The organism is Sedimentibacter sp. B4, from assembly GCF_000309315.1.
GTDB lineage: Bacteria > Bacillota > Clostridia > Tissierellales > Sedimentibacteraceae > Sedimentibacter > Sedimentibacter saalensis.
This window is the reverse complement of record NZ_CANG01000037.1, coordinates 12473-26849: the sequence shown is the minus strand read 5'-3', so window position 1 is coordinate 26849 and position 14377 is coordinate 12473. Positions and strand designations below refer to the sequence as shown.

The 14377-nt window shown below is 35.9% G+C and carries 12 protein-coding genes; all 12 read left to right on the top strand.

The genetic code is table 11. The annotated features are described in order from the left end of the window. The first annotated feature begins 95 nt into the window (after positions 1–95). The 12 genes from tig to BN358_RS06835 all read left to right on the top strand — a co-directional run bounded on the left by tig (position 96) and on the right by BN358_RS06835 (position 14367). Entirely contained in the window at positions 96–1436 is a 1341-nt protein-coding gene (gene tig / locus BN358_RS06885; protein WP_019228493.1) for a trigger factor, read from the top strand. Between the two features lie 77 nt (positions 1437–1513). Beyond that, the gene (clpP, locus tag BN358_RS06880; RefSeq protein WP_019228492.1) at positions 1514–2098 is read left to right on the top strand and encodes an ATP-dependent Clp endopeptidase proteolytic subunit ClpP; all 585 of its coding nucleotides are present in this window, start codon (positions 1514–1516) and stop codon (positions 2096–2098) included. A gap of 11 nt (positions 2099–2109) precedes the next feature. Beyond that, on the top strand, positions 2110–3366 hold the full coding sequence (clpX, locus tag BN358_RS06875) for an ATP-dependent protease ATP-binding subunit ClpX (protein WP_019228491.1): 1257 nt from the start codon (positions 2110–2112) through the stop codon (positions 3364–3366). Between the two features lie 156 nt (positions 3367–3522). After that, the gene (gene lon, locus BN358_RS06870) at positions 3523–5850 is read left to right on the top strand and encodes an endopeptidase La (RefSeq protein ID WP_019228490.1); all 2328 of its coding nucleotides are present in this window, start codon (positions 3523–3525) and stop codon (positions 5848–5850) included. A gap of 121 nt (positions 5851–5971) precedes the next feature. After that, the gene (gene yihA / locus BN358_RS06865; protein WP_019228489.1) at positions 5972–6568 is read left to right on the top strand and encodes a ribosome biogenesis GTP-binding protein YihA/YsxC; all 597 of its coding nucleotides are present in this window, start codon (positions 5972–5974) and stop codon (positions 6566–6568) included. A gap of 79 nt (positions 6569–6647) precedes the next feature. After that, entirely contained in the window at positions 6648–7037 is a 390-nt protein-coding gene (locus tag BN358_RS06860) for an ATP-binding protein (RefSeq protein ID WP_019228488.1), read from the top strand. A gap of 75 nt (positions 7038–7112) precedes the next feature. After that, positions 7113–9449, top strand: coding sequence for an ATP-dependent DNA helicase (locus tag BN358_RS06855; protein ID WP_019228487.1), 2337 nt, complete (start codon positions 7113–7115; stop codon positions 9447–9449). Then, on the top strand, positions 9446–10249 hold the full coding sequence (locus BN358_RS06850) for an aminotransferase class IV (RefSeq protein WP_019228486.1): 804 nt from the start codon (positions 9446–9448) through the stop codon (positions 10247–10249). The genes BN358_RS06855 and BN358_RS06850 overlap by 4 nt, the downstream gene beginning before the upstream one ends. A 205-nt stretch (positions 10250–10454) precedes the next feature. Further along, positions 10455–11603, top strand: a complete 1149-nt coding sequence (locus tag BN358_RS06845) for a cysteine desulfurase family protein (RefSeq protein WP_019228485.1) — start codon at positions 10455–10457, stop codon at positions 11601–11603. Positions 11604–11616: 13 nt separating this feature from the next. Continuing rightward, positions 11617–12777, top strand: a complete 1161-nt coding sequence (thiI, locus tag BN358_RS06840) for a tRNA uracil 4-sulfurtransferase ThiI (protein ID WP_019228484.1) — start codon at positions 11617–11619, stop codon at positions 12775–12777. Positions 12778–12868: 91 nt separating this feature from the next. Next, complete coding sequence (locus tag BN358_RS25285) at positions 12869–13021, top strand: hypothetical protein (protein WP_019228483.1); 153 nt, start codon at positions 12869–12871, stop codon at positions 13019–13021. A 149-nt stretch (positions 13022–13170) separates the two neighbouring features. Further along, a complete protein-coding gene (locus BN358_RS06835; RefSeq protein WP_019228482.1) occupies positions 13171–14367 on the top strand; it encodes a 3-phosphoglycerate dehydrogenase family protein in 1197 nt (398 codons plus the stop codon). The last annotated feature ends 10 nt before the right edge of the window (positions 14368–14377 follow it).

Genomic DNA, 14377 nt, shown 5'->3' with positions numbered 1-14377 from the left:
ATTGTGGTATAATATAATGGTTAATTATGAAATTCATTAAAATGAAACAATATTGACTGTTTAACATAAAATAATTAAGAATCCAGGAGGATAAAATGAGTTCAAAATTACTTAAAAAAGAAAAAAATGTGGTAACACTGGAATTTACTGTTTCACCTGAAGAATTTGAAAGTGCTGTGAATAAAGCATATTTAAAAGCAAAAAATAATATTAATGTTCAAGGTTTCAGAAAGGGTAAAGCTCCAAGACATATTATTGAAAAAAAATATGGCAAGAGCATTTTTTATGATGAAGCAATGGATATTGCAATTCAGGAAGAATACCCTAAAGCAGTTGCAGAACACAAGCTTGATGTTATCGATAGCCCAAAAGTTAATGTTGAAAAATTTGAAGAAGGACAAGAAATTGTCATTACAGCTGATGTTGAAGTAATGCCTGAAGTTGAACTTCCAGAGTACAAGGGAATAGAAGTTGAAAGAACTGAAGTAAAAGTTACAGATGAAGATGTTGAAAAAGAAATAACAGCAGTACAGGAAAAAAATGCAAGAATAGTTGAAGTAACTGACAGAGCAGTTCAAAACGGAGACTTCCTTACTATAGATTATGCAGGATTTGTTGGAGACGAACAATTTGAAGGTGGCACAGCTGAAAACCAGGCTCTTGAAATAGGCTCAAACACATTCATTCCTGGATTTGAAGAACAGCTTATAGGCAAGAACAAGGATGAAGAAGTTGAAGTTAACGTAACATTCCCTGAAGAATATCATTCAGAAGAATTAAAGGGCAAAGAGGCTGTATTCAAAGTAAAAATTCATGAAATCAAGTCAAAGGAACTTCCAGTAGTAGATGATGAATTTGCAAAAGATATCAGCGAATTTGACACTTTGGAAGAACTAAAGGCTGACACAAGAGCAAATCTTGAAAAGAAAGCTTTAGACCAGGCAAAAATTGCCAATGACAACAATGTAATCACAAAAATAGTAAATGAAGCTAAGGTTGAAATTCCTGAAGTATTGATTCAACGTGAAATTGACTACTTAGGAAGAAACTATGAGCAGCAGTTCCGTCAGCAGGGATTTACAGGCAAGGAATATGATGACATAATAACTAACTTTGTTAACCAATACAAGGAAGGAGCAAGAAATCAGGCTGAATTTAATGTTAAGGCTGAACTTGTTCTTGAAGCTCTCATTAAAAAGGAAGATATAAAGGTTACTGAAGAAGAACTTTCTGAGGAAGTAAACAAAGTTGCAGAATCTTACCAGGTTGAAGCAGACAGACTTGAAGCTTTCAAAAAAAGCATTCTTGAATCAAGCAAAGGCTATATTGAAGAAACTCTTCAAAAAAGAAAGATTATCGATATGCTTGTACAAAATGCTGTATTTGTTGAACCTAAAGCAGTTGAAGCAACAGAAGATGTTCAGGAAGAAAAATAATTAATTAAAATTAAGCTTATATTAAGATAAATAAGTACAATAATAGTAACAGGAAATATAATATAGGAGGAAATGAAATGGCATTAGTTCCATATGTAGTTGAACAAACTGGAAGAGGCGAAAGATCTTATGATATATATTCAAGACTTTTAAAGGACAGAATAATCATATTGAGCGATGAGGTAAATGATGCAACAGCAAGCGTGATTGTAGCACAGCTGTTATTTTTAGAATCAGAAGATCCAGACAAGGACATACAATTATACATTAACTCACCTGGAGGATCTATTACAGCAGGAATGGCAATTTATGACACAATGCAGTATATCAAGCCGGATGTATCAACAATTTGCATCGGCATGGCAGCAAGCATGGGAGCATTCCTCCTTTTGTCAGGAGCCAAGGGAAAAAGATTTGCACTTCCGAATTCAGAAATAATGATCCATCAGCCGCTAGGCGGAATGCAGGGTCAGGCATCTGATATTAAAATTCATGCAGACAGAATTATCAAAATAAGAGACACTTTGAACAACATTATAAGTGAAAGAACTTCTCAGCCTATTGAAAAGGTTGAAAATGACACTGACAGAGATAACTTCATGACAGCGGAGGATGCAAAAGCCTATGGCATAATAGACGATATTATAGCCAAAAGAAAATAAGGAGTGTTTTAATGAGCAAAGTCAATGAAAAACAAATCAAGTGCTCGTTTTGCGGGAAGTCGCAGGAGCAGGTCAGAAGGCTCATAGCAGGTCCAGATGTTTATATTTGTGATGAATGCATTGAACTGTGCCACAACATAGTTGATGAAGACGTGGATTTATTCGAAGAATATGACTTCACTGAACTTCCTAAACCAAAGGAAATTAAAGATAAACTTGACGAATATGTTATTCAGCAGGACCAGGCAAAAAAAGCATTGGCAGTGGCTGTTTACAATCATTACAAAAGAATAAACTTTAAAGGTAAAGATGAAGGAATCGACATTCAGAAAAGCAACATTCTTTTACTGGGACCAACCGGAAGCGGAAAGACATATCTGGCTCAAACTCTTGCAAGACTTTTGAATGTGCCGTTTGCCATTGCAGATGCCACATCATTGACGGAAGCAGGGTATGTTGGCGAAGATGTAGAAAACATATTGCTTAAACTTCTGCAGGCTTCAGATTTCGATGTGGAGAGAGCAGAAAAAGGCATAATTTATATTGATGAAATTGATAAAATTTCAAGGCGATCTGAAAACCCTTCAATAACAAGGGACGTAAGCGGAGAAGGCGTACAGCAGGCTTTGCTTAAAATTCTTGAAGGAACTGTTGCAAATGTACCTCCTCAGGGAGGAAGAAAGCATCCGCACCAGGAATTCATTCAGATCGACACAACAAACATATTGTTTATACTGGGCGGAGCTTTTGACGGAATTGAAAAAATCGTCCAGAAGAGAGTTGGAAAGAAGAGTATAGGTTTTGGTGCAGATATTTCAGGAAACACTGTTGATACTGATAAGCTTTTAAAGCAGGTACAATCACAGGACTTATTGAAGTTCGGGCTTATACCTGAATTTATTGGAAGGCTGCCGGTTGTTGTTGCCTTGGATAAATTGGATAAAAAAGCTTTGGTTTCAATTTTGACAGAACCAAAAAACGCCCTTGTGAAACAATACAAGGAATTGTTCAAGATGGACAATGTTGAATTGGAAATTGAAAAAGAAGCATTGGAGGAAATTGCCAGCAAAGCTTTGGAAATTAATACAGGTGCAAGAGGTCTTCGTGGTATACTTGAAAGTACAATGACTGATGTCATGTATGAAATACCGTCAAGAAATGATATTAAGAAATGTGTCATCACAAAAGACACTATCATAAATAAAAGCGAGCCTAAATTAGTTTTAACCAAAAAGCCTCTGTCTGATAATAAAGAAAATGCTTCATAAAACTGCCTGCCTTCGCAGGCAGTTTTTAATAATATAGGAAAGAGAACTTTCCTATATTATTAAAACGAGGAGTGCATGTAGGACGTCCTTGCCGTCAAGGGGGGACATAGGTCCCCTACCGGAGTTGCGGAGCAACTTTTTAATAAGGAGAAAAATATGATTGATAATTACAGTACAGAAAACAGAAACCTGCCTCTGATACCCATCAGGGGAATTGGTATTTTTCCGGATACAGTGATTCATTTTGACATAGGAAGGGAAAAGTCAATCAACGCATTGGAAGAAGCCATGCTTGAAGATTCTGACATTTTTCTTACAGTTCAGAAAGAAGCTGACATAGATTCCCCTAAAGAAGATGATTTTTACGAAGTCGGAGTTATCTGTAAAATAAAACAAATGATAAAAATGCCCGGCGACAACATAAGAGTGCTGGTGGAAGGAATACGAAGAGCTAAAATTGTTTCCATAATCCAGGAGGAACCTTATTTTGAGGTTGTGCTTGATGAATACATTTACAACTTTGAACTTCCTCTTGACGACAGCATGGAAGCCATGGTAAGACTTACCATGGACAATTTTGAAGAATATTCATCAGTGTATCCGAAAATTTCACCGGATGCAGCAATAACACTTAAGGAAATAAATAATCCTGACAAGCTTGCAGATGTGGTTTCATCATATATTTATTTGAAGACTGAACAAAAGCAAAATCTTCTGGAAATATTTGACCCTTACAAGAGACTTGAAAAAGTAAATTCAATTCTTGCAAAGGAAATAAAAGTTCTTCAGATAGAAAGCGAAATAAGCGAAGTTGTGAAAAAACAAGTAAGCGAATTTCAAAGGGATTATTATTTAAAAGAACAGTTAAGGGCAATTCAAAAAGAACTTGGTGAAGATGAATCTGCTGAGTTTGAAGTTGATGAATACCTTAAGAAAATAGAAGAAGCACATATGCCAAAGGAAGTTAAGGAAAAAGCTGAAAAAGAAGTCAGCAAGCTCTTGAAGATTTCTTCTTCATCTCCTGATGCAGGAGTTATCAGAACATATGTGGACTGGCTAATTGACCTGCCATGGGACAAGAAAACCAAGGACAACACGGATTTAAATAAAGCAAGAGCAATCCTTTCTGAAGACCATTACGGCCTCGAAGAAGTGAAGGAAAGAATTCTTGAGTTTCTTGCTGTCAAACTTATTAACAAAAACATGAAGGGCCCCATACTATGCTTTGTGGGACCTCCGGGAGTTGGAAAAACATCCATTGCAAAATCTATTGCCAGGGCTATGAACAGAAAATATGTGAGAATATCTCTTGGTGGTGTAAGGGATGAAGCTGAAATAAGAGGTCACAGAAGGACATATATTGGTGCAATTCCGGGAAGAATAATATCATCCATAGCAAAAGCTAAAGTGAACAACCCGGTATTTTTGCTGGATGAAATTGACAAGCTTTCAAGTGACTTTAAAGGAGATCCTGCTTCAGCGCTTCTTGAAGCACTGGATCCTGAACAGCACGGCACATTCACGGATCATTATATTGAAGCACCATTCAGTCTGGAAAATGTCATGTTCATAACAACGGCAAACTCCACATCAACAATTCCAGAGCCTCTTTTGGACAGAATGGAAGTAATTGAAATATCCGGTTATACTGATATTGAAAAAAGAAATATTGCTTTGAAATATCTTGTTAAAAAGCAGGTTTCAGAACACGGACTAAAGGAAAGACAAGTGAAAATTTCTGAAAATGCAATTAATGAAATTATTGAAAGATACACAAGGGAATCCGGAGTGAGAAATCTGGAAAGAAATATAGGAAAACTTGTGAGAAAATCTGCAGTACAAATTGCAGAGAAAAAGAAGAAGACAGTTGCTATTAACAATTTGAACCTTAAAAATTATCTTGGAATACCTAAGTATGACTATGATCTGGCATATGAGGAAGACCAGGTGGGTGTTGTAACAGGGCTTGCATGGACACAGTCTGGCGGAGAGACTTTGTTTATTGAAGTCAACACCATGAAGGGAGACGGAAAACTTCAGCTTACTGGTCAGTTGGGCGATGTAATGAAGGAATCTGCCATGGCAGCGCTAAGCTATATCAAGGCAAATGCAGAAAAATTCAACATAGATTATACAATGTTCAAAGAAACTGACATACATGTCCATGTTCCTGAAGGAGCCATTCCAAAGGACGGTCCTTCAGCAGGCATAACTATGGCAACAGCAATAATTTCGGCTCTTACAAAGAAGCCTGTAAGAAAAGATGTGGCCATGACAGGAGAAATAACAATAACAGGAAGAGTTCTCCCAATTGGAGGACTCAAGGATAAGCTTCTGGCGGCAAAAAGGGCAGGTATAAAGAAAGTTGTTCTATGCTCTAAAAACAAGGCTGACGTTTCAAAAATTGACAATAAAATTCTGCGCTTAATGGAAATTGTGTACGCGGACAGAATTGAAGATGTTGTTAAGGAAGCACTTAGATAAAATGAAGAGTGAAGAATGAAGAGTGAAGAATGAATTGAAGGATTTGTGCCTGGCACAAATCCAACATTTAATTCTTAATTCTTAACTCTTAATTCTTAATTTCATTAGGAAAGAGGAAAATATGATAATCAGAAAAGCTGAAATAATAATGACAGCTGTAAAAAAAGAACAATATCCGGCAACGGTTGTACCGGAGATTGCATTTGCAGGAAAATCAAATGTCGGAAAATCATCAATGATAAATGCGCTTTTAAACAGGAGAAGTTTGGCCAGGACCAGTTCACAGCCTGGAAAAACTCAGACAATCAATTTTTACAACATAAACGACATGCTAAACTTCGTGGATTTGCCTGGCTACGGATATGCAAAGGTATCAAAGACAGAAAAAAACAAGTGGGGAACAATGATTGACACATATCTGCACAACAGAAACCAATTGAGAGAAGTTTTTCTTTTAGTTGACATCAGACATGAACCGAGCCAAAACGACATTCAGATGTACAACTGGATAAAAGAATGCGGCTACACTGGATATGTCATAGCATCTAAAGCAGATAAACTTTCAAGATCTCAGCAGATAAAAAGTATAGCAGTAATTAAAAAAACACTGGAAATTAAAGAAAATGGATTAGTATATCCTTTCTCAGCCACTTCAAAGGCAGGGGTTGAAGAAATATGGAACTTGTTTGAAAATGTGCTTGGAATAAAAGAAGAATAAAAAAATCATCTTCCGCAATAATCGCTCTGGGTGATTAAACAGCCAAAAACAGGGTATATTATTATCAACGGGAGGAGTAATGATGGATTATATACTTGAAAAAAAAGTCCATAGCGATTTAAGCGGTGTTAAGAATATAGTTGAAGACATCTTGCTTAATATAAGGGACGTAATAAATGAAAACATATTTTTTAACACTAAGATAATTCTTTATGAGCTGCTCATTAACGGCGTTATGCACGGTAACAGTCAGGATGTGAGCAAACTTGTGAGCGTTAGAGTTTTAATAAACAACAGATGTATTATCATTGAGGTTGCTGACGAAGGAAAAGGTGTTAACTATATTCATAAAGAACTGGGAGAATACGACTTTTCAGAATCAGGAAGAGGGCTTATGCTTGTAGAAGGACTTTCTGATAAATTTTCCGTTGAAGGAAACAGAGTTACTTGCATACAATATATAAAATAAGCGTTTTAAATCTAGTTAACATTTGATATAATAGACACGAAGGTGTTTATTTTTTTGCATCTGCAGGAGATAATTATGGATAACATTAAACTTTCGGTCAGGGAGCTAGTTGAATTTGTATATAAAAGCGGCGACATAAATGTTAAAAACCTTAGTCCCGACAGAGCATTAGAAGGCATGAAGGCACACAAGCTGCTGCAGTCAAACATGGGTGAAAACTATAGTAAAGAATATTATCTCAAGAATGAATTTACTCTTGGAGATATTTTGTTCATTGTTGAAGGCAGAGCAGATGGGGTAATAACAGAAGAAACTCAGACAACAATTGATGAAATAAAGTCCACATACACGGATCTTGATCATATAGATGAAAATTACAATGCTGCTCACTCTGCCCAGGCCAAATGCTACGCTTACATGTACAGCGTTGAAACCGGTAAGGAAGAGTTGACAGTCCAGCTGAGATACTTTAATCTTGACAGCGGTAAAACCAAGGTATTTGCTAAAAAATACAGCGCGTTGGAACTTAAGTGTTTTTTCTATGAACTTCTTGAAATGTATTTAGATTGGGCACAGACAATCATAAGGCTCAAAAAAGAAAGAGAACAGTCAATTGAAGAACTTGATTTTCCTTTTTCTGGCTACAGGCAGGGACAAAGGAATTTTTCTGTTGCTGTGTTCAGGACAATAAAAGAAGGGAAAAAACTGTTCGTACAGGCCCCCACAGGCGTGGGCAAGACTGTGTCATGCCTTTTTCCTGCAATAAAGTCCATGAACATAAAACAAAATTCCAAAATATTTTATCTTACAGCAAAGTCCTCAACAAAATCAATTGCATTCAACACCATCAAAATGATGGTAAACAAAGGGCTGAAGCTTAGAACAACAATAATAACAGCTAAGGAAAAAGTATGCTTCATGGAAGAAACAAAATGTGATCCGGAATTTTGCCCATATGCTAAAGGATATTTCGACAGACTGAATGTGCCTCTTAAAAAAGCACTGAAGGAAGAATGCCTTTATTCAAGGGAATACATTGAACAAACAGCCAGGGAACACCAGCTTTGCCCTTTTGAGCTAAGCCTTGATTTAAGTTACATGTCAGATGCAGTTATATGTGACTACAATTATTACTTTGATCCAAGGGTTGCACTTCAAAGAGATGATGTCTTTAAAAATTCTAACGACATACTTCTCATAGATGAAGCCCACAACTTAGAAGACAGAACTCGCAGCATGTATTCTCCTTGTCTTGTAAAGGAAGAATTTTATGAGACCGGCAAAATAATGAAAGAAATAGATAAAAAAATAGCCAAGCTGCTAACAAACATAAACAAGAAATTCATAGAAATTAAAAAATCATTAAACGAAGAAACTTCTGAACTTGAAGACGAACCGTCAGAACTCATCAATGGACTTCGAAAATTCACAGCGGAAGCTGAAAAATATATAAATGACAGAAACAATGAAAACATTCCGGAAGAGTTAGTAGACATATATTTCAAAAGCAATTTTTTTATTAAAATATCTGAAATTGCAGACAGCAATTTTTGTTACTATGCTGATTTTAACAAGAAGGAAACAATGATCAAATTATTTCTCATAAATCCGTCAGACATCTTGAAGGAAATTGAAAAAAATGCCTGGTCTTGTATTTTCTTTTCAGCCACACTCACACCTCTTAAATATTTCAGGTACATGCTAGGGGGAGAAGAAGAAGATTACATTTTAAAAATCAAATCCCCTTTCAGAGAAGAAAATTTGAAATTGTTAATAACAAGCGGTATTTCCATGAAGTATGCCGTTAGAGACGCTAATATTAAACAGTCATGCTCATTTATAAACGCAGCAATAAACGGCAAAAAAGGAAACTACATGGTGTTTTTTCCTTCATACAGCTTCATGGAAAAAGTGGTTGAAACATATGAGGATATGTTTGGAATTGAAAACATCATTGTTCAAACTCAGGGAATAAATGAGGATGAACAATCAGAAATAGTTGAAAAATTCAAAACAAGGACGGATATGGTTCTTTTCACTGTTGTGGGGGGAGTTTTTTCAGAAGGAATTGATCTGCCCCTTGAAAAATTAATCGGGGCGGTTATAATAGGTACAGGAATACCGCAAATTTCCTTTGAAAGAAATTTAATCAAATCATTTTTTGATGAAAAATTCCATTCAGGATATGATTTTGCATACAAATATCCCGGATTTAACAAAATACTTCAATCAGCAGGCCGCGTAATTAGGACAGAAAATGACAAAGGTGTTGTCATGCTTATAGATTCAAGACTTTGTCAATCAACATATTTAAAGTTGTTTCCTGACCACTGGAGGCATTATAAAAAAACAATGAGCTTTGACCATGCACAGGAAGATATAAATTTATTCTGGAAGGAAGAAAACATATGATAAACATAGTATCACATAAAAATGTTGCAAATAACAAATTGGTTTCAAAAGAGGAAATGGAAGAGCTTTTAAAGAAAGACAGCGCAAAAATTTACGAAGTTATAAGAGTTGTGGAAGGACGCCCTGTATTTTTGAGAGAACATTTCGACCGCATGAATGAAAGCATACGCTTAAGCGGATTAAAAGGCGTCTTGGACTATGAATATTACAAGCGCTCTGCAGAAATGCTCATAAGTGCCAACAATCTCTTAAACTGCAATATAAGGGTTTCATATTATTTTACTCATGAGGATGTATTGCTCTTTTATTTTATTGAAAGCCACTATCCTTCAAAAAAACAATTCCAGGAAGGTGTGGACACTGTCACTGTAAAGACGCACAGGAAAAATCCAAACGTCAAGGCTTTTGAAAAAAACTTCAAGGAAGAAGTACAGAAAGTAATTGATGAAACCGGATCATTTGAAGCAATTCTTGTAAATGATGACAACACTGTAAGCGAAGGAAGCAAATCAAACATATTTTTTATCAAAAAAAATAAAATAATAACTTCTCCTGATGAGGCTGTTCTTCTTGGAGTAACAAGAAGCAAGGTAATTGAAGTGTGCATGATGAACAACGTGGAAGTGGAAAAAAGAACTGTTCATTTTGACGAACTAAATAGCTTTGATGCAGCATTTATTACAGGAACTTCAAACGATGTGCTTCCAATAAGGAAAATAGATGAAAAGTTGTACAATTCAGCAGGAAATGATTTTGTAAGAAAAGTGTCAAGATTGTATCTGGAAGAAATGAAGAAATAGTATTTATGGCAAAAACACAAAAATGGCCTCGTGGCCATTGTTGTGAAGCATTAATATGCATAAAAGGGGTATTGGGAATATATTTTGGTTATCGGGGGGGATAACCAAAATTATTATAGCAAAGAAAGAAATATTATGCAAGCTTTTTTTACAAATTTCTCAATCATGTGAAAAATAAATTACAATAATTCGATAAGAGGTTAATATGGAAGTTTATTTAGACAACAGCGCAACAACAAGAGTAAGACAGGAAGTAATGGACGAAGTGACAGATGTAAATATTAATTGTTACGGAAATCCTTCATCAATACATAGAATGGGTCTTAAAACAGAAAAAAGAATTGAAGAAGCAAGAAAATATGTTGCAAAAATAATAAATGCAAAGAAAGATGAAATATTTTTTACCGGAGGCGGTACAGAAGGCAACAATATTGCTTTGCTGGGTCATTTATCCGGTATTGAAGGAAAGAATAACGTTGTTACCACCAGTATTGAGCATCCGTCTGTTTATAATGTTTTAAAGCATTTTAAGGACAATGTGGAAATAAGATACCTGGAGACAGACAATTTTGGAAGGGTGAATCTTGAGCAGCTTAATGATTTAATTGACGAAAACACATTGCTTGTGTCAATTATGCACGTAAACAATGAGCTGGGAATAGTGCAGAATTTAAGTGAAATATGCAAAATTACAAAAAATAAGAACAAAAATACAAAAATACATATTGATGCAGTACAATCCTATGGTAAAATAAAAATTGACACGAACAAAATTCCTGCTGACACCATTTCTTTCAGCAGCCACAAAATACACGGGCCAAAAGGTGTCGGAGGGCTGTATATAAGATCCGGAGTTAAAATAAACCCGATTATTTTCGGCGGAGGTCAGGAAAAAAACATAAGGCCGGGAACTGAAAATACACCTGGAATTGTAGGGTTTGGAAAAGCATGCCAGCTTGTTTATGAAAATTTTGAGGAAGAAATAACAAAACTCAGGAACCTAAAAAACTTGTATGCAAAAAGGCTCACAGAAGAAATCAAGGACATGAAAATAAACAGCACTCTTTCAGATGATGGGGCTCCTCATATTTTAAACGTATCATTCAAGAATGTAAGAGGAGAAGTTCTGGTGCATTTTCTGGAAATGAAAGGTGTTTATGTTTCAACAGGTTCTGCCTGCTCTTCAAGAAGCAAGTCCAACAGAATTCTTGAAGCTATACGACTTGACCCGGATTATGTGGATGGAACCATACGAATAAGCCTTGGACATTTCAACAATGAAGATGAAGTTGAATATGTGGTTGAAAACATTAAACAGTCAGTTGAAGAAATACGAAAAATCATGAAGTTATAGGAAAGGGAAAAACATGTATAATATAGTTGCAGTGAGCTTTGGAGAAATATTTCTTAAGGGAAAAAACAGAGGCTCCTTTGAACACAAACTCATAGAACAAGTAAAGTTTGCCTTGAAGGAATTCAAGGACATTGTTGTCTACAAAGAATTGGGAAAAATGTTTATTGAAACATCCCATGAAGAAGACATGGACAGCATATTAGAAAAAACAAGAAAAATATTTGGTATTGTTGCAATAAGTCCATCAATAAAAACTGAAACTGACCCTGAAACAATGACATTAAAGGCAATTGAGCTTTTTAGATATTTAAAGGATTCAAAAGATTTCAAGACATTTAAAATAAACACAAAAAGAGGGGACAAGAAATTCCCCATAGGTTCCATGGACTTCAGCGCAGCTGTGGGAGGGAGAATACTTGAGCAGTTTCCTGATGTAACTGTGGATGTGCACAATCCTGAAGTAGAAATTAACATTGATATTAAAAAACACTGCTTCATATCATCTGAGAAAATAAAAACAGCCGGTGGACTTCCCATTGGTTCAAGCGGCCGTGCTCTTCTTCTTTTGTCCGGAGGAATTGACTCTCCTGTAGCTGGTCACATGATTGCAAAAAGAGGCGTTGAAATAAATGCTCTTTATTTTCACACATATCCTTTCACATCTGAAAGGGCCAATGAAAAAGTAAAGCATCTGAAAGAGATTCTTGAAGAATACTGCGGCAATATAAAACTTTACAGCATAAACATCCTTGAAGTGCACAAAGCCATCAAAGAGTTCTGCAGAGAAGAAGAAACAACAATTCTTGCCAGAAGATTCATGATGCGCATAGCTGAAAGAATTGCATCAAATAACAACATGGATATGCTCATAACAGGAGAAAGTCTCGGACAGGTTGCAAGCCAGACAATGAAATCCATGGCTGTAATTGAGGAAGCAATCCGCATGCCCATTCTAAAACCGCTGATAGGTATGGACAAAACTGAAATAATGGAAAGGGCAAGAGAAATAAACACATTTGAAACATCAATACTTCCATACGATGATTGTTGTTCAGTGTTTGCTCCAAAGCATCCTCTCATAAATCCAAAACTTGAATCTATTAAAAATTCTGAAAGCAAATTGGACATAGAACAGCTTATTGAAACGGCAATTTCCACAATAGAAATTCTTTAAATTCTGCACACAATTGATTTGATGACATATATTGAGTTAAAACAAGAAATGGCATGCCAGCTTGTTTATAATATTAGAAGAGGTGAAATATATGTCAGATGAAATAAGAGCAACAAACTTTGACTGCTGCGACCGTATAGGCGGAATAGGCGGAAACGACTGGCTAGAGTGGATAATCATAATTGGTATTATTTACTTCCTGCTGTGCGGCAATAATTTCTTCGATAGAGGTTGCTGCAGATAGAGTACTTATGGAAAGGCCAGATGCATATGCATCTGGCCTTTTGTATTGTATTTTATTGAAATTATATTGTTAATTATAACATTTTTCTTGATTTTAAAATATATCGGTTGTATACTAAGCTTTAATAATGTAAAATAAGGAGGATGAAAATGAATAAAGTAGCACTGTTTTGTAAAATTCCTAAGGAAACTTTAAATTTGTTTTCCGAAGAGAAATATACATTGATAGAACAAGAAACAAGCGAAGCAGACGGAATAGTAATGAGAAGCATGGACATTCATGACATGAAGTTTTCAAAACAACTGAAGGCCATAGCAAGATCCGGAGCAGGAGTAAACAACATACCAATAGAAAGATGCGCTGAAGAAGGAATCGTCGTATTCAATTCTCCTGGAGCAAATTCAAATGCAGTTTGTGAACTTACATTCCTGGGGCTTTTGATGAGTTCAAGAAAAATAATTGACAGCATAGACTGGACGAGAAACATAGAAAAAAATGTCGTAGAATCAGTGGAGAGAGGCAAATCTAAATTTGTTGGGCCTGAACTCAAGGGAAAGACTCTTGGGGTAATAGGTCTGGGAAATGTGGGACACCTTGTTGCAAACATGGGTGTGAAGCTTGGAATGGAAGTTATAGGATACGATCCGTACATATCTGTAAAAAATGCTCTGGCTTTGTCTTGGGATGTTCAGTACACAAGTGACATAAACGAGCTTTACAGAAGAAGTGACTACATCACTCTTCATGTTCCTTACAGCGATGAAACTAAAAATTATATAAACAAAGAAAATATAAAATTAATGAAGGACGGCGTGAAGATACTCAACCTTGCAAGGTCAGGCATTATTAATGACGATGACCTCATAGAAGCATTAGAAAGCGGCAAGGTAGGATATCACGTATCAGACCTTCCTACAGAGAAACTTTTGGCTGCTAAAAATGTTGTGTGCATACCTCATCTTGGTGGTTCAACTTTTGAAGCAGAAGAAAACTGCGCAGAAATGGCTGTAACTCAGCTTACTGAGTATCTGGAAAGAGGCAACATCACCAATTCAGTTAATTTTCCTGATTGCTCAATGGACAGATACCCTGGAACTGACAGAATTGTGGTATTGAACAAAAATATTCCAAACATGATAGGACAAATGACTACAGCTCTGGCAAGCCACAACGTAAACATAATAGGAATGGTCAACAAGAGCAGAGGCGATTATGCCTGCAACATAATAGATGTTGTCGGGGAAATAAATGAAGCAAAACTTAAAGAGTTGGAAGAACACTACGGAATATTGAGAGTAATGCTCATAAGACAGAAGACAGAACAAAAAACAAATAATATACAATAATCATATACAA

Bases quoted from the DNA above. Each gene is read 5' to 3' on its own strand.
- BN358_RS06835 (WP_019228482.1), top strand. From the start codon at position 13,171: ATGAATAAAGTAGCACTGTTTTGTAAAATTCCTAAGGAAACTTTAAAT.
- BN358_RS06850 (WP_019228486.1), top strand. From the start codon at position 9,446: ATGATAAACATAGTATCACATAAAAATGTTGCAAATAACAAATTGGTT.
- BN358_RS25285 (WP_019228483.1), top strand. From the start codon at position 12,869: ATGTCAGATGAAATAAGAGCAACAAACTTTGACTGCTGCGACCGTATA.
- lon (WP_019228490.1), top strand. From the start codon at position 3,523: ATGATTGATAATTACAGTACAGAAAACAGAAACCTGCCTCTGATACCC.
- clpP (WP_019228492.1), top strand. From the start codon at position 1,514: ATGGCATTAGTTCCATATGTAGTTGAACAAACTGGAAGAGGCGAAAGA.
- thiI (WP_019228484.1), top strand. From the start codon at position 11,617: ATGTATAATATAGTTGCAGTGAGCTTTGGAGAAATATTTCTTAAGGGA.
- clpX (WP_019228491.1), top strand. From the start codon at position 2,110: ATGAGCAAAGTCAATGAAAAACAAATCAAGTGCTCGTTTTGCGGGAAG.
- yihA (WP_019228489.1), top strand. From the start codon at position 5,972: ATGATAATCAGAAAAGCTGAAATAATAATGACAGCTGTAAAAAAAGAA.
- BN358_RS06845 (WP_019228485.1), top strand. From the start codon at position 10,455: ATGGAAGTTTATTTAGACAACAGCGCAACAACAAGAGTAAGACAGGAA.
- BN358_RS06860 (WP_019228488.1), top strand. From the start codon at position 6,648: ATGATGGATTATATACTTGAAAAAAAAGTCCATAGCGATTTAAGCGGT.
- tig (WP_019228493.1), top strand. From the start codon at position 96: ATGAGTTCAAAATTACTTAAAAAAGAAAAAAATGTGGTAACACTGGAA.
- BN358_RS06855 (WP_019228487.1), top strand. From the start codon at position 7,113: ATGGATAACATTAAACTTTCGGTCAGGGAGCTAGTTGAATTTGTATAT.